Genomic DNA, 22,510 nt, shown 5'->3' with positions numbered 1-22,510 from the left:
TGGCGATTAGCGGTGGCTGATCATCCGGATATTCCCCACATTGAATCCTAGATCCTGGAGGTAAAGGATGATGTCCGAGTATAAAGGCGCATTGATGGTGCTCTGCCGTGAAAGGACACGGACCTTTTTCCGGTCTGGATTAGCGATAACGGCCACGGAATAATCCGATTCCAGGTAAATGATCCGGTAATCCGTCCCGAACGGCCAGGCATAGGTGACTTCCCAGTCAGTGTTGATGCCCGGATTGTCGACCATGGCATTGGCGGTGACGGTCTTGAGCGGGCCATTGGGCTCCTCGTCGTTGTACTGGTAAGTGATCTTGATGCCCCGCTTGGCCCCACGTTCATACATCTCAACAGCATTGTAGGCATCATTGTCCCACTTGAGTAGCATCGGGGTGGAGGCAACAATGTACCACTTGCCCATGAATTGGTCCAGATTGACCCGGTCGACCATGGGAATTGGCTCAGGAGTGCGGAAAGTATTACAACCGGAAAGGACTGCCAGCAGGCTGATGATGAGGAAAATCTTTTTCATGGAGAGGGAGAATAGGACGGAGTCCCTACTGTTCAAGCTTCTTCAGCTTCGGGGCAATCACGTATTGGCAATATGGGGCAGTTTTGTTGTTTTTATAGTAGTCCTGATGATAGCCCTCCGCCTTGTAGAATGATTCAAGGGCGACGATTTCGGTGACGATGGGCTTGGTAAATATTTTCTGTGCCTCGGCCATGGAGCTTTCCGCGGCCGCCTTTTGTTCCGGAGAGGAATAAAGGATGATTGAGCGATATTGTGTGCCAACATCCGCTCCCTGCCGGTTCAAGGTCGTGGGGTCGTGTGCTTGCCAGAAAAATGAGAGAAGCCGCTCGAGGCTGATGGTTTTTGGGTCAAAGGTCACCTTGACGACTTCAGCGTGCCCGGTTGTGCCGGTGCTAATGTCCTTGTAGCTCGGGTTGGCCGTGGAGCCCCCGGCATAACCGGATTCCACGGATTCGACGCCATCAAGGGTCTCATAGAGGGCCTCCACGCACCAGAAACACCCACCACCAAGGGTTACTGATTCGGTCTCTACCGGTTTATTATCGGAGATAGCTGAATTGGCGACTGTCATGAATTGAAATAAAAAGCCAATTGAGAAGAGGGCAAGGGCAGTGGGAATTCTTTTTTTAATAAAGGTCATGGCATTAAGAATACTGAAGGAGGTAAATATTCCTTGCTGAGTGGAAGAGTCTCCATTGAATGACCCTTTTTCAACCCGGAATCCTTCCACCGCTTCATGTATTTAAAAGAACTCCGACTTCATGGCTTCAAAAGTTTTGCGGATCCGACCCGTCTGGATCTGCAGCGCGGAGTGACCGCCATTGTGGGCCCCAACGGTTGCGGAAAGAGCAATATTGCGGACGCGCTCCGCTGGGTACTGGGGGAGCAGAGTGCTAAATCCCTGCGTGCCGGGGGCATGCAGGATGTGATCTTTCAAGGCACTTCCAACCGCAAGCCAGTTAATTTATGTGAGGTCTCGTTGGTCTTCACTGACTGTGAAGACAGCCTCGGGACGGCTCACCATGAAGTGGAGGTGACCCGTCGGGTGATCCGCGACGGGGGAAGCGAATACCTCCTCAACGGCAAACCCTGCCGGTTGAAGGACATTCACAATCTCTTTCTCGATACAGGAGTTGGGCAGGTCAGTTACTCCTTCATGCTGCAGGGGCAGATTGACCAGGTCCTTTCGAGCAATCCCAGCGAGCGCCGGGCGATTTTTGAGGAGGCCGCGGGAATCTCCAGATACAAGGCACAACGCCGGGAAGCACTGAACAAGCTTTCCCAGGTGGATGCCAACCTGTCGCGCGTGACCGATGTGATGGAGGAAGTTGCCCGGCAGACCGGTTCGCTCAAGCGCCAGGCCTCCAAGGCCCTGCGCTACCAGCGGATCCATCACCGCCTGAGCCACCTCGATCTGGCCCATAACGGGTTCCGTTTCGGGGAATTAAATACCGAATCTGAGGCGAATCGGCGGAAAAAGGATGTTCTGGCCGAGCAGATGGAAAAGCTGAACCAGGAGCTTGATGCCTCGGAATCCAGCCTGACGAGCAAGCGCGATGAAGCGCTCGGGCTGAGACAGCGATTGGAAGAGGCGCAAAAGCAGGTCTACGAGTTGCGCTCCGAGAAGGAAAACGCGTCCAATCGATCCGAGATGGCCAGCCTGCGCAAGGAAGACATCGGGCGGCGCATCAGCGAGATCAAGGACGAGCTGGCTCGCCTTTCAGAGGAGGAGGAGCTCATTGCAGGCAAGTTGGCCGGAGAGACAAAACTCAAGCAGGAGCAGCTTGATATGTTCGGCAATTCCGATGAGGAATTCCAGAAGCGCAGCGCTGATCTGGCTGAGCTGCAAAAGCAACTCAATGGCTCAGAGACTGACCTCTCCCGCTTGAAGCAGGGACTGGTCGCCAAAGAGAATGCGGTCAGCCGCTTGCGAAGCAATTGCAGCGGGCTGGAACTCGATTTAACAACTTATCAGGTGCGGCATGCCAACCTCATGGAGGAGCTGCAGACCCTGAAAAACGACAAGGAAGTCCTCCAGCAGGATCTTGCCACTCTTGAGCGGACTCGTGAAACGAGGGAGAAAGACAAGGAAAAGCAAGTCGCCAAGCTTGAGGAGCTTAAGACAAAACGGCAGGAATTGACGCATGCCTTCCGCGACCTGCAGGTTGCTATTCAGGAAGCCGAGCGCCGTCGGGCCAGTCTGCAGGCGCAGGTGACTGTATTGGAGGGCTTACAGGCAAAATTTGAAGGTTTTTCCGAGGGGGCAAAGGCAATCCTCCAGGGAAAGCTGGAGACTGTGGCTCCGGAAGGCAGCTTTACGGTTTTCCTCAAGCAGCTCAAAGTGGGAGAGGGCTTTACCTCCGCGGTCGAGTTTCTTCTGGGCGCGGCGAGTGATGGAATTCTCCTTCGCGACCCCAAAGTTCTCCGTCCGCTGGCGCAATCCCTGATTGAAAAGCGGATTGGCCGGGCCAGTTTGCTGGCCAAGCCTGCCGGTTCCAGCGCTTTCCCTTCCATCGCGGACAAGTTGCCGGGTAGTATTATCCCCGCCGGCTCGGTTGTCAGCTCGGCGGATGCCGATGTGCAGGCATTTCTCGATACATTTCTTGCCGGTTGTTACATCGCCGACGATTTGGATTCATTTCTGAACTATTGGGAGGCCAATCCGGACTTTCCCTTTTTCCTGGCCGTCACACGGAACAATGAGGTCATCGATGCGCGTGGTGTAGTCCTCGCGGGGTCGACTAGTGCCAAGAAAGAAAACAGCTCTTTCCTGTCGCGTCAGAATCAGCTGAAGGCCTTTGCGAAGGATCTTTCAGCCCTCGAGGACGAGCATGAGCGTCGACGCCTTGAAGCAGAGCAAATCCAGGGCAAACTGGATGCAGCGGAAAAGCGTATTGATGAGCAAACGCAGCTCCTTTCAGAAACCGGTACGGAACTGACGACCCTGAGCACGCAGAAACAGGGGATTGAGCAAACCCTTCAAGGCAAGGCCCGGCTGCATGAGACAAAGTCCGCGGATCTTGAAAAACTGGAATCGCACAAGGATGAATCGACTTCCCGGCTGGAAAAGGCCCGGAAGGAACTTGAGGAGACTGAGGCGGATATCGAGGCTTGGAAAAAACAGATTGGAGAAGCGGAGGAGTCCGTCGCCAGTCTTCGCAAGGAGCGTGAAACCAAGCGGGAGGCCTTTGATGAAGTGCGGTTTGATGTGTCGCAGAAGCGCCAGCGGCTCGAACTTCTGGATCGCGGCCTAAACGATCTGCAACAGCGCTCCAAGGAGACACAAGAGACGCGCATCAAGCGGCTTGAGGAAGTCGAGCAGCTGAAAAAGAGCATTTCATCCCTGGAAAAGGAATCCGGTGAACATGTTCAGGCGGAGAAGGAAATCCAAAAGCGTCTGGATATGGTGCGTGAAGCACTTGAGAAGGACCGGTTGGTGCTCAAGGAAGTCGAGCAGAAGATTGCGGTTGTCGAGGAGGGCTTTGCCCCGAAGCGGGAGGCCCAGAGGAACATGGCCGCCGAGCTGAACAAGACCGAAGTGGCGCTTGCCCGGCAGGAATCCCGTTTGCAGTTTATTGCGGAGGAATGCCAGCGTGATTATGAGCGCGAGGCCGCGGAAATTGACTGGAAACTGGAACTGTGGAAAGCCGGGGAAAGCCTGCCCGAGCGTATTCGTGTGGATATTGAGGAGACGACTCCCGAGGAAATGGAATCCCTGCAGGAACGACCAGACCCCACCGATGAGGAACGGGCCAGTCTGGAACCAGTCGATTGGGATGAAGTGGAGGGGGAAATCTCGTCCTTGCGTAGCAGGATCCAGTCGATGGGGCCCGTCAATCTTGTAGCGATTGAGGAATACAAGGAACTCAAGGAGCGGCACGAGTTTCTCAAGACGCAAAGCGAGGACCTTTGGAAATCAAAGGAACAGCTGTTGGAGGCAATTGATGAAATCAATACAACCAGCCAGAGCATGTTCGCCGAAACTTTCGCCAAGATACGTGAGAATTTCCACTACACTTTTGAGACGCTCTTTGGTGGCGGTCGGGCAGACCTGACACTGGTCGACGCCGAGGATGTCCTCGAAAGCGGCATTGACATCACTGCCCAGCCTCCCGGGACACGCCTGCGCAATCTTGGCCTCCTCAGTGGTGGTCAGAAGACCATGACTGCGGTGGCGCTTCTATTTGCGATTTACATGGTCAAGCCCAGTCCCTTCTGCGTCCTGGACGAGATTGATGCGCCGCTTGATGATGCCAATATCGGCCGCTTCACCGGCATGCTGGAAGGCTTTCTGGAATTTTCCCAGTTCCTGATTATCACGCACAACAAGCGGACAATCAGCGTGGCAGACACAATTTATGGAGCAACCATGCAGGAGAAGGGCGTTAGTCGACTTGTTTCCATGCGCTTCAACAAGTCGACCGGCAAGGCGGAACTGCACGAGAAGGAAGAGGACTCCTGATCTTAGCGAGCGGCTTTGCAGTTATTTAAAAAGGCCCCGCCAGCGCTTTTAAGCTTCGGCGGGACCTTGCAAACACAAGGAAGGAAAGTTTTCCTAGCTGATCTTGATCAGGCGCGGACGGGCTTCCTTGGCGACCGGCAGCGTAATGGTCAGGATCCCGTTGTCGGTCTTGGCCTTGATAGCCTCGGGATCAACATCAACGTTCAACTGCAATCGCAGCTTGTAGCCCTCCGGGGAAATTTCGCGGTGGAGCCACTTGGCGCCGGTGGGCAGGGGAATGACCTTCCTGCCCTCAACGGCCAGTTCATCGCGATGCAGCGATACGTTGTAGTCATCTTTCGATACGCCTGGCATGAAGACTTCCACAGTGTAGGCATCCTTTCCACCGTCGACCCGGTAGTAGGGACGGCGGTAGTTGGTCGTGGCCTGTGCCGGGACTTGTTCTTCCTGTTTTTTCAATTCGGTACTCATTGCTGTTCTCCTTTTCTGTTAAGCGATGGTGATTTGCTTGGGCTTGGCCTGTTCGCGCTTCGGAAGGACGATTGTCAGCATTCCGTTTTCAAGGCTGGCCTTGATCTTGTCAGCTTCCACGTCGTCGCCAACCGTCACAGAGCGATTCAGGTTGATAGTTGTTTCACCGGATTCGGTCTTTTCGATACGCTTTGCGCGGACTGAGAGGACCGCGTTTTCCAGTTCCAGCTCAATGTCTTTCTTGGCAACCCCCGGGATTTCGAGGCGGATGGTGCGGTTATGCTCATCTTCGAAGACATCCACTGGCAGGCTCCGTTCGCGTCCGCTCAGACGCATCGGATTCCACTGGTAGAGCTCGGGGAGCGTGCTTTCCAAAAGCCGATCAAGGTCGGTCCATGGATCGCTGAAGAATGAATCGTGTTTAATGAGTTTCATCGTGTTTATTCCTTTCAAGTTTTTAGGTTCACGAGGATAATCGCATGAAATATGCCAAGTCATATAATTACTTAACCCGTTGTAAACCAGAAGCTTAGGAAAATTACAGCACATCCGTAAGGGACAAAATGACCCATCTGCGTGCAAGCACCGAAACCAAGACAGGATTTACGCGCCAAATTGTCCCACTCTTTTCTCAAATGCGCTTATGCCGAAAAGAAAACCCCGCCGAAGCGGGGTCTCAGTTGTATTCGTGTTATCCGATTGGGCAGGTTAAATCATCAACAATTCTCGTTGCTCTTCGAGTGCATCCGGATGATTGGCAGGATTTTCTTGTTGAATGGCTGAAATCGGGGTTGAGTCAGGAAATGGGTGAGATGTGCAAACAATCGGAGCGGGCACGGGCGCTGGATGCCTCTGATCCACTTGGTGTGTACCGAAGCAGCTTTAGCGGGTTGAGTGCGGATTTGATCTATCTGGACGGGAATTCCCTCGGTCCGCTACCCGCTCAAACAAAGAAAGTGATGGAGAGGGCTGTTGGCACGGAGTGGGGAGAGGACAAGATCAAGTCATGGAACAAGGGATGGTTTGATCTGCCGCTTCGATTGGGTGATCTTCTCGGGCCCCTGATCGGTGCGGGGACCGGGCAGGTGGTTTTTGCTGATTCAGTCACCGTCAACTTGTTCAAGCTGGCATCGGCTGCCTTGGCGCGTCAGGAGGGCAGGCTAAAAATCCTCACTGACGACCTGAATTTTCCTTCGGATTATTACGCAATTGAGGGGCTGATCAACGGACTCAAGCAAGGGCACAAATTGGTGCGTGTCGCATCCCCGGACGGGATGTCCCTGCCATCGGAAGAGCTGGCAGCGGCAATTGATTCAGACACGGCCTTGGTGACGATCAGCCATGTTGTATTCAAATCTGGATACCTGTATGACCTTGAGGCAATCGTCGAGGCCGCGCATAAGGCGGGTGCGCTTGTCCTGGCCGACTTGAGCCATTCGGCAGGCTCGGTACCCATCGAGCTGGACCGCTGGGGAGTCGACATGGCCATCGGGTGTTCATACAAATATCTCAATGGTGGACCCGGTGCGCCGGCATACCTGTATGTGCGTGAGTCATTGCAGGAGGAACTGTTGCCCCTTCTTTCAGGTTGGTTTGGCGCGCAGGAACCGTTCAGCTTTTCCCCTCACTATTTGGCAGCGTCCGGGATCCAGCGCTTTCTTGTCGGCACGCCTCCGATCCTCTCAATGCGGGCTGTTGAGCCCGGTATTCAGCTGCTTCTTGACGCGGGCATGCAATCTGTCCGGGAGAAGAGCATCCAGCAAACCGAGTTTCTGATCGAACTTTACGACCAAATTCTTGTGCCGCTTGGATTTGCCCTTGGCAGCCCGCGTGATCCGGCCCGGCGGGGCTCCCATGTTTCCCTGCGTCATCCGGAAGCCTTCCGTATCAACAAGGCCATGATTTCTCCAATAGAAGGAAGGCCGGTTGTTATTCCGGACTTCCGGACCCCGGACAATTTACGCTTGGGAGTCGCCCCATTGTACCAGACCTTTGAAGAGCTGGCCCGCGCGGTTGAGCGCATCCGCGAGATTGTAGTTGATCAGGAATTTACCCGCTTTGAGGAAGGCTTGGATGTCGTCACCTGAGCAGTTCCCCAATTACCTCCATCTGGGGGATTCCTACACCTGCGCTGAAGGGATTTCACCGGCCGATGGATGGCCTCAGGCATGGCGCGCAAGACTGGAGGGGCAGGGGAGGCAATTGGGCAGGACCCATGTTCTCGCCCAAAACGGTTGGACCTGTGGCGAATTGCTGGAAAATCTCAACAATGCGTCACTTGAGCCCGAGTGGGATTGGATCACCATCTGCGTTGGCGTGAATAATCAGTACCGGGGCCTGGAAGAAGCCTCTTTTGGTTCCGAGCTGTTGGAATTGGTTAAGCAGGCCAACTGTCTCCTGAGCAACCCGCCTGGTGGAATCATCCTTTTATCGATTCCCGATTGGGGCGTCTCGCCCTTTGCTGCCGATCGTGACCGCATTGCCATCGCAGCTGAGATTGACGCTTTCAATGCGGTGATCAGGAAAGTCTCGATCCAGACCGTTTATCCCTTTGTCAATTGGACCGGCCTGACCCGTAGCTTTGCCGGCCAGCCAGATGCCTTTGCCCCGGACGGCTTGCACCCCTCCGCGAAGCAGTATTCGGCATGGGCGGCCTTCTTGGAGCAATCCAAATTGGGGTATTGACAAGGCCGCCAGAGCCCTTTCTTTTTTTCTTCCTATTTGTGGTGGTTGTAGCTCAGTTGGTTAGAGCACTGGTTTGTGGTACCAGGGGTCGCCGGTTCAAGTCCGGTTAGCCACCCCATTTTTCGCCAAGGCTTCGGATGGCAGGCCATTTTTTGATCAAGACCGGGAAAAATTCCAATCTTGGCGAATTAGGGGATACAAGGTAACTTTAAACCATGGATTTTATTTCTGTGGTTGAGAGAGTCATCCAGCGATTGGACAAAGAAGGCGTACGGTATGCTCTGATCGGTGGATTTGCCATGGGATTAAGGGGAGTACAGCGAGCTACCGTGGATCTGGATTTCATACTCATGCTGGACGATCTGAGTACAGCTGATCAGATATTCACCCAATCCGGTTATAAAAGGACTTTCCACAGTGAGAACGTTTCACACTACGAATCATCGGACCTGGATTTGGGACGAATCGACATTTTGCATGCTTTTCGTGGTCCATCGCTCAGTATGCTGAAACGGGCCGATAGAGTTTCCCTTAGCAGTGAATTGAGTTTACCTGTCGTACAAGTTGAGGATTTGATCGGATTAAAAATCCAGGCTGCTACTAATGATCCTTCCAGAGCCTCTTCAGATTGGCTGGATATTCGTCTGCTGATTGAAAACGCCGGCCAGAACAAGCAGTCAATCGACTGGGACTTGATCGGGGATTACCTTGATTTGTTCGGTAAAACGGACAAATTGGAGGAATTAAGGAAGTTGTATGGCTCGCTTAACTGAATCAGATAAAAAATCCTTCAGGGATCTCACGGAGAGGGGATGGATTCAATCAGGGGAAGAAAGAAGTCCTGTTTTTGTTTTACCCAATTTGGAGAACAACGAAGCCTACTGTCGCTGGGTCAGCGATGTCTCCAAAAATTTCCCATCCAATAATAGAAGAGTTAGGTTCTCCGGTAGGGATTGGAAACTCTGAGTGTCAAAAAGGTAAGCAACCCAGCGAGAGGTTCGTTTTTCGTCCGCTTTGGGACCCCATTTTTTTCATTTGGCCACGGGTGACTTGCAAACCTTGTCGGAGTCTGCCAATAGGTAATACACGCAGGGGAGCTCAGCTTCCTTGCTTTATTAATGACCAACAAGGCAGAACAAGAAAGTCTACTCATCGTTGACGATACACCGGCCAATATCGATTTACTGGTCGACCTGTTGTCGTCAAATTACCGCACGAGGGTAGCCACGAGCGGAGAGAAAGCCCTTTCGCTTTGTGCCCAAGAGGCGCCTGATCTCATTCTGCTTGATATCATGATGCCGGGGATGGACGGATATGAAGTCTGTCGGAAGTTGAAGGAAGTGGAGGAAACAAAAAATATCCCCATAATTTTTGTCACGGCAAAAGGGGAAATCCAGGATGAAACAAAAGGCCTCGCGCTGGGTGCGGTCGATTACATTTCCAAACCAATAACCCCGGCGGTTGTCCTGGCACGGGTAGAGACGCATCTGAAAGTCAACAGACAGCGCCTGAAGATTGAAGCGGCCTATAACCAGCTTCGCGAACTGGAAGCCCTGAGGGACAACTTGGTGCACATGGTGGTTCATGACATGCGTGGCCCATTGGCTCTTATGAGCGGTCATCTGGAGATCCTGAAAATGAACGGAAACCTTGGCGACAGGGAAAACGGACATGTGGATTCGATCACAAAATCCTGCATGGGGTTGATTGAGATGGTGAGTTCCTTATTGGATGTCAGCCGTTTTGATAATGATGAAATGCCGTTGGATATGGCGGACCAGGATATTGTCCTCTTAGCAGAAGAGACCGTCGTTCCTTACCAGACACTGAAATACGGTCCAAGTGTCGTCTTTGAATCCACTTTAGAGACGTTGCCCGTGAACTGCGACCAAAGCATTATTGAAAGGGTGATTGCCAACCTGATTGGCAACGCTGTCAAATTCACTCCTCCCGACGGGACGGTTCGTCTCGAACTGGAGAAGGCGGATCATGAGGTGAAAGTCTCTGTTTCGGACACAGGATCGGGAATCTCACCGGAATTTCATGAGAAGATCTTTGAAAGGTTCGGACAGGTAGAGATGCAGAACAAGAAACAGAAATACTCCACCGGCCTTGGACTGACATTCTGCAAGTTGGCCGTTGAAGCCCATGGTGGAACAATCGGGGTCGAGAGCGAGGTCGGCAACGGAAGTACATTCTGGTTCCGTCTGCCCATCCGCTGATTTGCCAGCGCGGCGCGCCGGGAAGAAAGCCCCTGGTCGATGGCAAGATTGATGAGCGGCCATGATACGGTTAGGATTGCCGTCTGCCTAAAAGTTCGTTAAGAAAAATACGGGTTCGTGCATAGGCACGGGATATTATTCAAAACTTACGGGGGGAAGAATCATGAAGGGTAAATGTGCCGGCAATCTCCGGCTTTTGGTCTACACATCTTGTCTGGTCCTCACATGTGGACCTGTTTGGAGTTTGAGTACGGGCAGGGGAATTACGAGGCTCGGTGGCCTCACAGAGGGGAATTATGTCTGGAGCCATGCGGAGGATGTCTCAAATGACGGGAGCATTGTGGTCGGCTACAGCGAAATTGAATCCGGAAGAAATGAGGCCTTCAATTACAGCTTTGGTGAAATTCACCATATGGGCTTTTTGAACCAAGCCGATCAGATGAGCCGTGCCTTTGGCATTTCCAGTGACGGAAGCGTCATCGTGGGAGAAAGTCGCGGACAGGATTATCCGGAAGCAACACGATGGGCACGCGGCTCAATGTTTCCCGATTCCATGGGCTTCATCAATGATGCCCCGACGAGTACCTGGGGCAGTGTGGCCACAGCTGTCTCACCTGACGGGAGACTGATTGTTGGTGAGGGGGAAAGCCTTAATTATCTACACGCTTTCATCAAGATCGGGGACGATATACTACGCAGTATTAATCCGGAAAATGTGGGTGGATTAAGAGCTGAAGACGTGGCAAACAATGGGACGGTCGTTGGCTCAAGACGACTGAGTTATTATTCCAATATCTATCATGCCTTCCGCTGGCAGGGCAATCTGGAGGACTTGGAGAATCTTAATAAGCCTGAATATTATAAGGACCTCCAGACAGACTATGCGGTTATCGAGGGAACAGATTCCAGCCGTGCCTATGCGGTCTCTGCTGATGGATCTGTAGTGGTGGGGCAGGCTACAACACCCATGGATGTGATTGGCGAGGCTTTAAACTGGCCTGCCTTCCGTTGGGAGAACGACGTGATGCGTCAGCTCGATCATTTGGATGATAGATACAGGCAGTCTGTCGCCTATGACGTTTCAGGTGATGGAAATATTGTGGTCGGCTTCAGCACCATTAGCCTTTGGCCCAATTCAACAGATCGGGAGGCAACAGTTTGGATCGGTGGTGATGAAGGAGTCTATCCCGCACTGTCACTCAATGAATGGGCCGACAATTACAATATTGACCGGGAAGGCTTCCGGATGGAGGAAGCGCGTGCCATCAGCCAAAGCGGCCGCTTTATTGTCGGGTATGGACGGAATGAAAAAGGCCAACAGGAGGCTTTCCGGTTGGTTTTCAGCGAGCATGGAAGTTGGTCTGGCTGGCCCGTGGAGGACGATGAGACAACTGTTGAGACAGGCCCATTCCTTCAGGATGTAAACATTTCCCAATCGCCATGGGTGTTCGTACACCGAATCCACGGGTGGGTGCATGTTTTGCCTGAACACATCAGCCGGAACGGGGCATGGGTCTACATGCCATTATCCAGCGTTGAACAACTGGGTGAGCTCGCGTCTGACGGGAGTCCCTGGAAATACTCACGCAAACTGAAAACCTGGCTCCATCGCTTATCTACTGAGTCAGCAAAGGATGGCGACTGGACCTACATTCCGTTCTAACAACTGCGCCTTATTCACTTCGGACAACCCGGAAACCGGTATTACTTCCAGTGCCACTGGCTTGGTTCCCAAATCGATAAGTGACCCGGCAAATGTCCGCGGCGGAGGAACAAGTCCCACCGCGGAGGATATTCACACCGTAGGCTGGAGGGCCCATCGGATCCTTGGAGGGTGATGTCTCGTAGTAGTTGGAGGCATAGGCATCAAAGCACCACTCTGACACGTTGTCGGCCATTTGATAGAGTCCGAAACCGTTGGGAGGAAAGGTTGTGACGGAGCAGGTGAAGGGATTTACAGAGGAATCGCCAACCCAATCCGGATGCCAGGTTTCGGTAGTGTACGAACTGGTGTCATAACTGAATCGCTCCCCGTTGGCCCTGTAGTTTGCCTTGCTGTGATCAATCGTGTCTCCCCACGGGAACCGCTTCCCGACCAGTCCCCCGCGGGCTGCTTTTTCCCACTCGGCCTCGGTTGGCAAGCGGTAGCCGGACGCAGAGAGATCCATGCTCCAGTCCTGAAGGTCAACCGCCTGATTCAGCAAGCCCTCCATCTCGGTTAGGAAATAACAGTAAGCCATCGCCCCGAACCAAGTGACATTGACACAGGGATGATCCTCACGGCCCGGGAGCACCATCAGGCGTGAGCCATTCCAATTCAGCTCATGCCCTTCCTTCCAGAGTTGGCCGCTTTGTAGCAGTTTGCTGCTGTCCTGATACCAAAGCACAAAGTACCTGACTTCGACATCGCCTTGTGCAATGGCCCAGTTCATGACATCGGCAAACTGGGCGTTGGTGACCTCAGTCTTCTGCATCTGGAAAGTGGAGACCTCCACCTCATGAACCGGCCATTCCCACCAGTTTCCTTCATTAAAAGAATCTCCCATGAGAAAGCTACCCGCGGGAATCAAGGCGAACTCCCTTGATTCCGGTGGTCCGTCCGGTTGATCAAATATATGCATCCAGCCAGTTGAAGCCTCAATCTGCATCCACCCGGTACCGGTTTCAAAGACCCACTGCAAGTCAACCTGATGCCACCCGGAGGAGTCCTGCCAGCGGATGTTCTCCTCCCATCCTGATGTTGCGTGAACCCAGATTCCGGCATGCGGAAGATACTTCCAGCCATCCCCGGCATCATAGGCCCATTGTGTCCCGATCCATTGGTAGCCGCTGGGATCGTCCCGGTGTATGATTCGTGTCCAGGAAGCACCCAGTTGACTTTGAAACAGTGATCCGGCGATCAGGATCAGTAGATATTTCATTGCACTCTTCATTGTGGATTTGATCAGCGACGGACTCGATTTCTTGATGAATTCCGCCCTTTGCTAATGAACCGCAGAGGCTCAACACAGATTTGTTTTACATTTGGCGAATCCTTCGGGCAACGCCAAATTCCGAGTTTCTATCAATTCAGGTGAATATTGGAACAATTGACTTCGTTAAACCTCATAGTAGGATAGAGGACCTGCAATTTCGCTCATCTCCTCTACCCCGAAAGGAGTCAAAATGAAGTTTTATAAATATCCCCTGATTGTCTCGCTTCTGATCACCTCGCTCTGCCCGATTTTGTGGGCCCAAGAGGAAGAGGAGAGCTATTTCACGCAACCCGAGCTGGACCAGATGCTAGCCCCTGTTGCCCTGTATCCGGATGTGCTCTTGTCGCAGGTCCTGATGGCAGCGACTTATCCCCTCGAAGTGGTCGAAGCTTCGCGTTGGTCGCAAGCCAATGAAGGCCTTGAGGGCGATGAAGCGGTCCGTGCCGTTGAGGATGAGAGTTGGGACGATAGCGTGAAAAGCCTCGTAGGTTTCCCAGAGCTGATCCAGCTGATGGATCGGAACCTGTCCTGGACCCGTCGTTTGGGGGATGCCTTCCTGATCCAGGAGGAGCAGGTCATGGAGACAGTCCAGAATTTGCGTTCGAAGGCCTTGGAAACAGGTAACCTCGCTTCCCTTGAGCACGTCAGGGTAGAGGAAACCCCTGAACAGATCATCATTGAACCGGCCCGTGTGGAGGTCGTGTACGTGCCTTATTACAGCACGCGAATTGTTTACGGTGACTGGTGGTGGCCCAATTATCCGCCTGTTTACTGGTATGGCCGTCCGGCCTACCACAGCAGCATCGGTTTTTCGTGGAGCCGTGGGTTCCGCGTATCCAGCTCATTCTATTTCAGTAGCTGTGACTGGTCACGGCGAAGCATTGTCATTTACCACGACCATCGGGGCCGCGACCGATACGATTTCCGCCGTGTCCATAACAGACGGGATCATCTTCGGGATGCTCCGAGATGGCGGCATGAACCTGTCCACCGCAAGGGCGTATACTATCGCAGTCGTGACTTGAATGACCGGTACGATCGCCGCCGGTACGTGGATTCATCCAGAAAGCGTGCCCACGATGAGAGAATTGGAGACCTTCGGGACCGAACCAGACGGGTCGACATCACCGACCGTGTTCCCAGTCGGGAAGAGCGTCTAAAAAGGCCTGTCGACAGACCAAACCCTTCACGTGATGAGCGCGTCCGCACCAATCCAAGGCAAGATCAGGAGAGGGTCGGGGACTACCGGGACCGACGCAAACAGGTCGATACCTCCGGTCGCGTCACTAATCGGCAAGATCGTTTCAAGCGACCGGTTGAAAGACCCAAGCCACCCGAGGTCGCCAAAAAACCACCCAGAAGGACTCCTCCCGCCGCTGTTGAGAAAACGCCGCCCAAGGTCACTTTGCCACCGCCTGATACCTCACGCTCAGTCTCCCGGTCAACCGTTACCACCCCTGTCTACCGGCGAACTGATGACGCCCCTCGACGGGTTCCCCAGAACCGGGACAGGGGGCGCCGAGCGCCGATTACTGATCGGGATCCGTGAGGTCACCCGTAATCCATGGCACCGGGACGGGTCTGTTTAAACAGGTGCAATTTAGTGCAATTTTAGGTTGTCAATTAAGAATACGCATGAATACGGTATCGGATGCGACCCTTGTTTCGAATCAATACCCTTGCCATTCTTGCCACGTCTTTCGTTGCAGCAGTTACTGTTGAGTCAGCGATTGTTCCTGTAGACAGCGGCAGTTACACGACCACCTTTCCGGGGACGGACATTGCTGGCCGGAACGGGATTCCTGGCGGAACACCCCAACTCAGCGGTAACGCGCTGGGCCGCCCTGTTCCGACGAATGACTGGTGGTCAAAGCTGCTGAACAGCAACCACGCGGATAACCTGTTCAATTATCCGATGGCGATGCGCACCTTGCCGGGCGGTCTGGACATAGGCCTTGTTGAGCCCGTTTCGACAGCAAACGGCAGCTCGGAACCACAGAGTCCCTTCAACAATATCGTTGTGGGTGTGAGCGGATTGGCTGCAACACAGGCAACGGTAAACGATTACTCCGACTGGACGGTGACCATTGGCTGGGATTCGGGCGGGCATTCATTGCGCGCAACCACTGGTATCGGCATGCCATTTGTCTACTTCACAAAAGGTGATGAAGACATTGCGTCGATAACCGTGGAGGTGGGGACTGTCAGTATTGTCGGAGAAACCCTTGTGATTTCCAATTCGGAGGACGGGGCCAGCTTTGCCGTCTATGGCCCGGCTGATTCGGTCTGGTCGCAAGCGGGGAGTACATACACCTCCTCGCTCGACGGCGAAAACTACTGGTCGATGGCAATTCTTCCGGCTGGTACGCCAGCGACGAATGCAGCAGCTTGGAGGCAGTATGCGTTTGTTGAACCAACAAATACCGCAGTTGCGTGGACCTATGATGAGGCCAGCGCAACCCTGCGGACAGATTTCACGACAACCGTTACCGTGCATGAAGAAAGCGGAACGTCCGTCATTCAAGGGTTGCTTCCGCACCAATGGTCGCGTTTGAGCGCTGATTCTCCTGCGCTGACTGGTCAATCACTTTCCTCAATCCGCGGAGAATTGAAGCTGATCGCTTCCAACACCTTCGCCACTGAGCGCGCTTTTCAGGGAATATTGCCAACCTTGCCAGCGGTTGGTTCAACCAGTCCTGGATTCAGCCCGGCAAAGCTGCATGAAAAGATCATCCTGATGGAAGATGACACCCTTGCGACTTGGACGGATTCCTACAATGAGGGGCAAGTCATGAACCGCTTGATCCAGACGGCCCGGGCGGCCCACGAGACGGGAGATATTGTGGCACGTGACAAGATGATCGCCACTGTGAAAGAGCGCTTGGAGGACTGGCTGACGGCGGAAATCGGCGAAGTGGCATTTCTCTTTTATTATCAGCCAACGTGGACAGCCATGATTGGTTACCCTGCTGGTCATGGGCAGGACAACAACCTCAATGACCACCATTTCCATTGGGGATATTTCATTCATGCGGCTGCTTTCATGGAGCAGTTCGAACCGGGTTGGGCAAGCCAGTGGGGAGGCATGGTGGACCTCCTCGTCAGGGATGCGGCAAGCCCGGATCGCAATGATCCCCTGTTTCCGTTCTTGAGAAGCTTCAGTCCGTTTGCCGGCCATGCCTGGGCGAACGGGTTTGCGACTTTTCCTTTCGGCAACGACCAGGAATCCAGCTCGGAAAGCATGCAGTTTAATTCATCGCTAATCCATTGGGGCGCAGTGACTGGAAACACGGCCATTCGTGATCTCGGCATTTACTTGTACACCACTGAGCAAACCGCCATCGAGGAATACTGGCTGGACATCAACAACCGCACTTTCAAGCCCGGCTACGGCTATTCTCTGGCTTCCCGTATCTGGGGCAACGGATATGATAACCAGACTTTCTGGACAGGCGACATTGCCGCTGCTTACGGGATCGAGCTTTATCCCATCCATGGGGGATCCTTTTATCTCGGAGAGAACACTGCTTATGCGGCAAGTCTCTGGACTGAGATGACACAGAATACCGGCATCCTTCAACAGGCAGCAAACGACAATCTCTGGCATGATATCTACTGGCAGTTTCTTGCCTTCACGGATCCCGCTGCAGCGATTGCTCTCTACGATGCCAACCCCAGCCGGAACCTGAAGTTCGGGGTCTCGGATGCCCAGACCTATTACTGGCTTCATTCCATGAATGCCCTTGGCCAGATTGATTCCAGCGTGACTGCCGATGATCCATTGGCGGTGGTTTTCAATAAAGAGGGAACAAAAACGTATGTAGCGCATAACTACAGCACGAGTCCCAAGACTGTCCAGTTTTCCGATGGAGCCAGCCTTCTGGTTGCGCCAAGCTCCCTTGCAACCAGTGTGGACCTGCCGTTTTCGGGTTCGATCAGCACACCGTTCTCAACGGCGCCCGCGGGGAACACCGTTCCCTTGACCATTACTATTGAGGGGGATGACTCCAGCCTGACATCGGTGGAGTTTTACGACGGTTCAAACTGGATTGGCACGTTGTACGAGGCCCCCTACACACTACAGACTGAAGCACTCAGCTTGGGCAGCCATACTTTTTACGCACGATTGTATGCCGGGACGGAATTCGCGATTACAGGACTGACCACCGTCAAGGTGGGCGATGCATTCCCGTTCACAGGAACGCCTATTCAACTTCCGGGTACATTCGAAGCAGGCGCATATGATCTCTTCGAAGGAGGCGTGGGACAGGGCATCACTTATCAGGATGCATCGGTCGGCAACAATGGGGATTACCGGACGAGTGAGTATGTCGATGCAAGCAGTGACGCAAATGAGGGTGCCGTTGTCGGATGGATCTCCGACGGGGAGTGGTTGGAATACACAGTGGATGTCGCGACAAGCGGGCTTTACTCGATGGATTTTCGCTATGCGAGCGGCAACGATGCGGGCGGAGGTCCGTTGTTTCTGGAACTGGATGGGCGTATTGCCAGCCCGCAAAAAACCGTCCCGACAACCGGGGGCTGGTCGACCTTTGCCACCCAGACCTTGAATAATATAGAACTGCGAGAAGGGATACACGTACTTCGCCTCAATTTTGCCGCCGGGGAATTAAATCTCGGTCGACTGACTTTCACTTACACCGGCCCGCTTGGTTACCAACCTCCCGTCGCCGATGCGGGAATTGACGGCACCGTGGTGATTCCTGCGACCACAGCGACCTTGGATGGATCAGGAAGCACAGCGCCTTCCGGAGGGACATTAAGCTATTTCTGGGAGCAGGTAACCGGTCCAGCGGTTGCGACAATTTCCAGCCCGACGGATCCCATCCCGAGCGTGACCGACATGGTCGCCAACGGCATTTATCGGTTTAAACTCACCATTGATGACGGAGCCAACGAGGATTTTGACGAAGTGGAGATCCTAAGAGGCGACTTGGCTGCGCGGCCACCGACTGTCTCCATCCTGAGTCCGTCATCGGGATCGAACGGGTTGGCTGGCCAGGCTCTGACTATCAATATGGCGGCAAATGACCCGGACGGGGAAGTGGTCCGGGTGGACTTGTTCAACGGGGATACCTGGTTGGGATCACTGACGGAAGCGCCTTATACATTCGAGTGGTATCCTCCTGAGGGTACGCACAGCCTCAGCGCCGAGGTCGTTGACTCGGATAACTTGACCGCGACCTCCAGTACGGTTTCCTTCACCGCCAATCCCCCTCAGCCATGCACAGAGGCTTCAACAAGTGGGAACTTTGCGTATGAATTCAGCTCAACGGGCGAGAGCCATTCGATCACCTTTATTCCGTCGCGCTCAGGCGTGGGCGCCAATATTGTTATTTTCTACTATGGAATCGGTGGAGGCCCGTATCCTGGCTACATTATCTCTCCCAACACACCCTTCTCGCTGAACGTTTCCGACGGTGACACAATCGGGTTCTATTTCACGTATTCGGTTCCGGAGGGTGGTGAAAGAAATTCCATTGATGAAAATGCCTCCTACACGATTGGTACCTGCGGCGTACCGATCGAAACAGATCCTGATATTGCCTTGCTCAACTGGCAAAATGAACATTTTGACCCGGTAGATCTTGCCAATCCAGCTCTGGAGGGATCCCTCTGGGGAGCATTTGCTGATCCGGACAAGGATGGCCTGCTGAACACCTTTGAGTTTATCACGGGTGAGGATCCGCTGGTGGCGAACGAGTACCCTCTCAACTTGCACACGAACCCCGTAACAGGAAAGGTGATGATTCGTTATCCATGGCGGGCGGGCCTTCCCGCAGAGCTTGGCTGGATTTCATGGTCCCACGATCTTGCCACATGGAGCGACAGCGGCACCACCACATCGGCCGTCAACATGAAGGATGGTGTGGAACTGCGAGAAGTCAGTATCGAGGCAATGGATACAAATCCGGACCTGCCGATCTTCATTCGCATGGAAACAACTCCCTAGGGAGTTCCTACCAACCAAAGAGACCCTTTTTCTGTTCCTTGGCGATTTGCTGGGTTTCCTGCCAGGTAATGATGCCGGATTCAATATCCTGTAGTGTCAATGTCAGTACATAACCAACGCGCCGCGTCTTCTGGTTGAAATCATCAAAGCCTGACAAGGTGCCTTCAAGAATATAGTCTGCACCAATCTGCTGGCCCACCTGTGCGGCGGTGCTCTGTTTGACGGCTCCGGACTCTTGTTGGTACCAGATTTCATCAGCAATGTCGTTGCGTCTTGTCTTGTCGACAAACTGGAAGGTTCCCGAATTGATGACTTGTCCGCGGACGAGAGTGGTGAGGGCTTCCGTGTTGATATTGGAGTTGGTCAAGCTGGTCGCATCGAGGCGAACCGGAAGAATCACAATAGTTGGCTTGTCGGCCCGGGCCGTAACGCTGGCCAGGGAAGGGGAATTCAGCATGGAATTCACCATGTTACGGGCGGCGTCATTGATGTCCGCCTGGTTGATATCCATGGTTTGAACCGTTGGATCGGAAGGATCGACGGTGCGCACCTTGGATGTGCAACCGGTCAAGATAAGCGATCCGAGGAGGAGAATGGAAATGGGTAGAATTGATTTCATGGATTGTTGGGTTTTTGGATTAAACTTTAAAGATGATGCTATTTCTTGAATTCGAGGGGACGAATAATCAAACGGAAGGCCTTTGCGCGGTTTGACCGGGCGATGGACTCAATGTCAGCCACTTCGCGTCCGGCCAGATGGAGAGACTGCCATGGATTCTGGTCCTGCTGAACGACAAAGCCTTCCCGGTCATACCAGGTAAAGCGATATTGAACCGCTGAAGTCTTGTCCCTCCTGCTCTCAATGGAAAATTGCACTCGGGGAAATCCATTGGGTGTCGAGGTGGCACGGGCACCGACAATCTTCATGTCCTGGCTGGGAAGAAACTGCCCGACAAACGGGGCCGGGTCGAGTGTGCCCTCGTCGTTGAGTCGTCCCTCAATATTAAGGCCCACGCCGGTATAGGTGATCAGACGGGTCTCACCGTCATATACCTCACCCACGGGTTGACTTGTTTGGCAACCGACGAGAGTCAGCAATGCGATTGTAATGCAAAATTGTATTTTCATTGTGTTGAATGGTATGACGGAATGGCGAGGGAATCAACCTTGATTACAGCGCCTTGTGAACTGATCGCGCGAAGCAGGAGAATTTGGCCCGGTTTAAGATCCACCTGTCCAAGGTTTGGGACATCATAGATACCCGGTGGCAGAGTGGAATCGCTGAGGGAGATTGAGGCTGGAAGGCTGAGCCAGCTACGCAAATCCGGCTGATCCGAGAGGACGGAGAAAATGGATGCCGCAAGGCCGAGCCAGGGATCTTCCTCGCGTGCTTCTTCCTGCAGTTCGTGTTTTGCCAGCATGCGCAAGGCTTGCCGGAGGAGAATGGCAGGGAACTCCTCCTGCAGTGCCCGATGAGCGGCAGTGTTCAGGTTAAGAACAGGATACTGTGGCGGAATTGATGAATCAAAACGAAGAGGCAAATCGGGGATAATCCAGCGCTTTGTTGATTCTGGATAAAAAGGGAAACTCAGACTGTAGAGGTTCCGGTTGATGTAAACTGAGATGCTGTAGGGGACTTTGGCCGCTACCCAATCTGATTCGTGAATAATGACCAGACGGGACAATCCAGACCGTGGTTCGTCCAGCGTCTCAAGGGCATGAAGAAGGGGAGTGGCGTCCGGAATGTAAGCAAGGGCGTTCCGGTAATCAATTTCCGCCCGGTCCCTGTCGCCAGATGCCTGATGCAGCAGTCCGCTGAGGTAATAAACCAAGGCATTGTCCGAGCTGGAGGTAGATTCGTCGCCTGCATTAAAGTCAAACCCAGGTGGCAACTCATTTGCCCGTATGCCTTTTTGGTCGAGCATCTGGTCAGCCCGATTTCGGAGGACGGGAAGATTGTCCTTCCACCACCGCATATCGCGCAGAGCCTTGTTCAATTCAATGCGTGCCTTTTGCGGTTGGTTTGCTTGCAGGTAATTCAGACTTTGAAAATAGTAAAGAAACAGCCTTTCAAAGAGCTTGGCCTTGTAGGGCAGGGCCCTGTCATTTGTAACCATGGCAAGGGCCTGCTGAAGCGACTCAGTCGCCGTGAAAGACGCTTCCATGTCCTGGTTCTCCGCGAGAGTACTTGCCTCGGAAAACTTTTGCATACTGGCTTCAAGTTCTCCCGAAAGCTCGTAAAGCCGACCCGACTCAAGGAGGTAGAGCATTCTCGAGCGAGTAGAGGTTCGTCTCTCCAAATCGATCAGGATTGACTCGAGCGCGTCTGGATTTTGCTGAAGGACAGCACTGCGCGCCTCGTTCAGCAGTTGGGGATGGTTGTCAACGGGAAGAAAAAGGCCAGCCGTACTTCGGCAACCACTTATCCCACATGCCAGCCACAACAGGGCAAGGATGTGCATGCGGACCAGCATGGCGTTCTTTTGACGGACAGGAGACATTCTCAAGATATACTTGTGAAATTTGTTTCCTAATCAAATTCTATCGATAAAAGAATCTCTGTCCGGCCCACATTCTTGATCAGCCTCTGAAGAGATGGAGGAACCTCCCGTCGCCCGCCGGTAATGGGGGTGTAATGGAATGGATGGAATGTCAGTCAGACAGGCCGGCAATGACCGGTGTCTTGGACGCTTCAAAATCGATCCTACGAGGATCACTCGATTCGTTCTTATGGTGGCCGTATTCAAGACGGCCGTCTTCCTTTATTTCAAAGTGCTTCTCGCGGGCAAGAATTTCAATCAGGTGATCGAGCTCTTTCTCCGCATAGGCCCCTGAGAATGAATGGGCATTCTTGATCAATAAAACGAGACTTTCCCGGGATTCAGGTTTCAGTTTACGGACACAGTTGCGGATGTTGTCCAGCTTGCGCTTGACGGCCATTGCCTTGACCTCCTGCTTTTCCATCTTCTCGGCCGGCGCTGGTTTTGGATCCATGAATTGTTTCAGGGCCTCAAACTGGGCGAGATCCATTTCAACAATGACTGATCCTGAAGTTGTGGCACCGACTTTTCTCATACCGTTTACTTAAACAAGCCGGAGCCCCCTGTTGAAAGCCAGCCATCAGTAGGGAAGAAACTAAAACAGGTTTTTTACAAGTCACGGATTCCCGGTTGCCGGGAACCAG

Annotated in this window: 17 protein-coding genes and 1 tRNA gene; 9 read left to right on the top strand and 9 right to left on the bottom strand. The window is 53.3% G+C overall.

All coding sequences use genetic code 11. From position 1 onward, the window contains the following. Positions 1-6: 6 nt before the first annotated feature. Positions 7-537 (bottom strand): lipocalin family protein, encoded by a 531-nt coding sequence (locus G0Q06_RS11015; protein WP_163967348.1) that lies wholly within the window; start codon positions 535-537, stop codon positions 7-9. Positions 538-562: 25 nt separating this feature from the next. After that, on the bottom strand, positions 563-1,108 hold the full coding sequence (msrA, locus tag G0Q06_RS11010) for a peptide-methionine (S)-S-oxide reductase MsrA (protein WP_163967346.1): 546 nt from the start codon (positions 1,106-1,108) through the stop codon (positions 563-565). 165 nt (positions 1,109-1,273) lie between these two features. Between msrA and smc the strand changes: the two genes are divergently transcribed. Further along, complete coding sequence (gene smc, locus G0Q06_RS11005) at positions 1,274-4,999, top strand: chromosome segregation protein SMC (protein ID WP_163965859.1); 3,726 nt, start codon at positions 1,274-1,276, stop codon at positions 4,997-4,999. Between the two features lie 93 nt (positions 5,000-5,092). Here the strand turns inward: smc and G0Q06_RS11000 are convergent, their stop codons facing one another. Both G0Q06_RS11000 and G0Q06_RS10995 read right to left on the bottom strand, forming a co-directional pair. Next, complete coding sequence (locus G0Q06_RS11000) at positions 5,093-5,470, bottom strand: Hsp20/alpha crystallin family protein (RefSeq protein WP_163965856.1); 378 nt, start codon at positions 5,468-5,470, stop codon at positions 5,093-5,095. Between the two features lie 18 nt (positions 5,471-5,488). Beyond that, positions 5,489-5,905, bottom strand: a complete 417-nt coding sequence (locus tag G0Q06_RS10995) for an Hsp20/alpha crystallin family protein (protein ID WP_163965853.1) — start codon at positions 5,903-5,905, stop codon at positions 5,489-5,491. Between the two features lie 377 nt (positions 5,906-6,282). Between G0Q06_RS10995 and kynU the strand changes: the two genes are divergently transcribed. The 6 genes from kynU to G0Q06_RS10965 all read left to right on the top strand — a co-directional run bounded on the left by kynU (position 6,283) and on the right by G0Q06_RS10965 (position 12,040). Then, entirely contained in the window at positions 6,283-7,557 is a 1,275-nt protein-coding gene (kynU, locus tag G0Q06_RS10990) for a kynureninase (protein WP_163965850.1), read from the top strand. After that, on the top strand, positions 7,544-8,155 hold the full coding sequence (locus G0Q06_RS10985; protein ID WP_163965847.1) for an SGNH/GDSL hydrolase family protein: 612 nt from the start codon (positions 7,544-7,546) through the stop codon (positions 8,153-8,155). Before kynU ends, G0Q06_RS10985 begins: the two co-directional genes overlap by 14 nt. 41 nt (positions 8,156-8,196) lie before the next feature. Then, positions 8,197-8,273 (top strand) — tRNA-His (locus tag G0Q06_RS10980). 97 nt (positions 8,274-8,370) lie between these two features. Next, positions 8,371-8,928 (top strand): nucleotidyl transferase AbiEii/AbiGii toxin family protein, encoded by a 558-nt coding sequence (locus tag G0Q06_RS10975; RefSeq protein ID WP_163965844.1) that lies wholly within the window; start codon positions 8,371-8,373, stop codon positions 8,926-8,928. A 345-nt stretch (positions 8,929-9,273) separates the two neighbouring features. After that, entirely contained in the window at positions 9,274-10,377 is a 1,104-nt protein-coding gene (locus G0Q06_RS10970; RefSeq protein ID WP_163965841.1) for a hybrid sensor histidine kinase/response regulator, read from the top strand. Positions 10,378-10,540: 163 nt separating this feature from the next. Next, positions 10,541-12,040 (top strand): hypothetical protein, encoded by a 1,500-nt coding sequence (locus tag G0Q06_RS10965; RefSeq protein ID WP_163965838.1) that lies wholly within the window; start codon positions 10,541-10,543, stop codon positions 12,038-12,040. A gap of 10 nt (positions 12,041-12,050) precedes the next feature. Here G0Q06_RS10965 and G0Q06_RS10960 read toward each other — a convergent pair whose 3' ends face one another. After that, complete coding sequence (locus tag G0Q06_RS10960; RefSeq protein WP_163965835.1) at positions 12,051-13,298, bottom strand: formylglycine-generating enzyme family protein; 1,248 nt, start codon at positions 13,296-13,298, stop codon at positions 12,051-12,053. A 244-nt stretch (positions 13,299-13,542) separates the two neighbouring features. On the opposite strand from G0Q06_RS10960, the gene G0Q06_RS10955 reads away from it, so the two are divergent. Together G0Q06_RS10955 and G0Q06_RS10950 are read left to right on the top strand one after the other, a co-directional pair. Next, positions 13,543-14,901 (top strand): DUF3300 domain-containing protein, encoded by a 1,359-nt coding sequence (locus G0Q06_RS10955; protein WP_163965833.1) that lies wholly within the window; start codon positions 13,543-13,545, stop codon positions 14,899-14,901. A 102-nt stretch (positions 14,902-15,003) separates the two neighbouring features. Further along, positions 15,004-19,326 carry a glycosyl hydrolase gene (locus G0Q06_RS10950; RefSeq protein ID WP_163965830.1) on the top strand — a complete coding sequence of 1,441 codons (4,323 nt, stop codon included), beginning with the start codon at positions 15,004-15,006 and terminating at the stop codon, positions 19,324-19,326. Between the two features lie 7 nt (positions 19,327-19,333). Here the strand turns inward: G0Q06_RS10950 and lpoB are convergent, their stop codons facing one another. The 4 genes from lpoB to G0Q06_RS10930 form a co-directional block, all read right to left on the bottom strand. Next, entirely contained in the window at positions 19,334-19,945 is a 612-nt protein-coding gene (lpoB, locus tag G0Q06_RS10945; RefSeq protein WP_163965827.1) for a penicillin-binding protein activator LpoB, read from the bottom strand. A 38-nt stretch (positions 19,946-19,983) separates the two neighbouring features. Continuing rightward, positions 19,984-20,454 carry a DUF1425 domain-containing protein gene (locus G0Q06_RS10940; protein ID WP_163965823.1) on the bottom strand — a complete coding sequence of 157 codons (471 nt, stop codon included), beginning with the start codon at positions 20,452-20,454 and terminating at the stop codon, positions 19,984-19,986. Next, positions 20,451-21,827 (bottom strand): COG3014 family protein, encoded by a 1,377-nt coding sequence (locus tag G0Q06_RS10935; RefSeq protein ID WP_163965820.1) that lies wholly within the window; start codon positions 21,825-21,827, stop codon positions 20,451-20,453. Before G0Q06_RS10935 ends, G0Q06_RS10940 begins: the two co-directional genes overlap by 4 nt. Before the next feature lie 151 nt (positions 21,828-21,978). Beyond that, positions 21,979-22,401 (bottom strand): hypothetical protein, encoded by a 423-nt coding sequence (locus tag G0Q06_RS10930; RefSeq protein ID WP_163965819.1) that lies wholly within the window; start codon positions 22,399-22,401, stop codon positions 21,979-21,981. Positions 22,402-22,510: the final 109 nt, after the last annotated feature.

This window comes from Oceanipulchritudo coccoides, assembly GCF_010500615.1.
GTDB lineage: Bacteria > Verrucomicrobiota > Verrucomicrobiia > Opitutales > Oceanipulchritudinaceae > Oceanipulchritudo > Oceanipulchritudo coccoides.
This window is presented reverse-complemented; position numbering and strand designations above follow the sequence as displayed.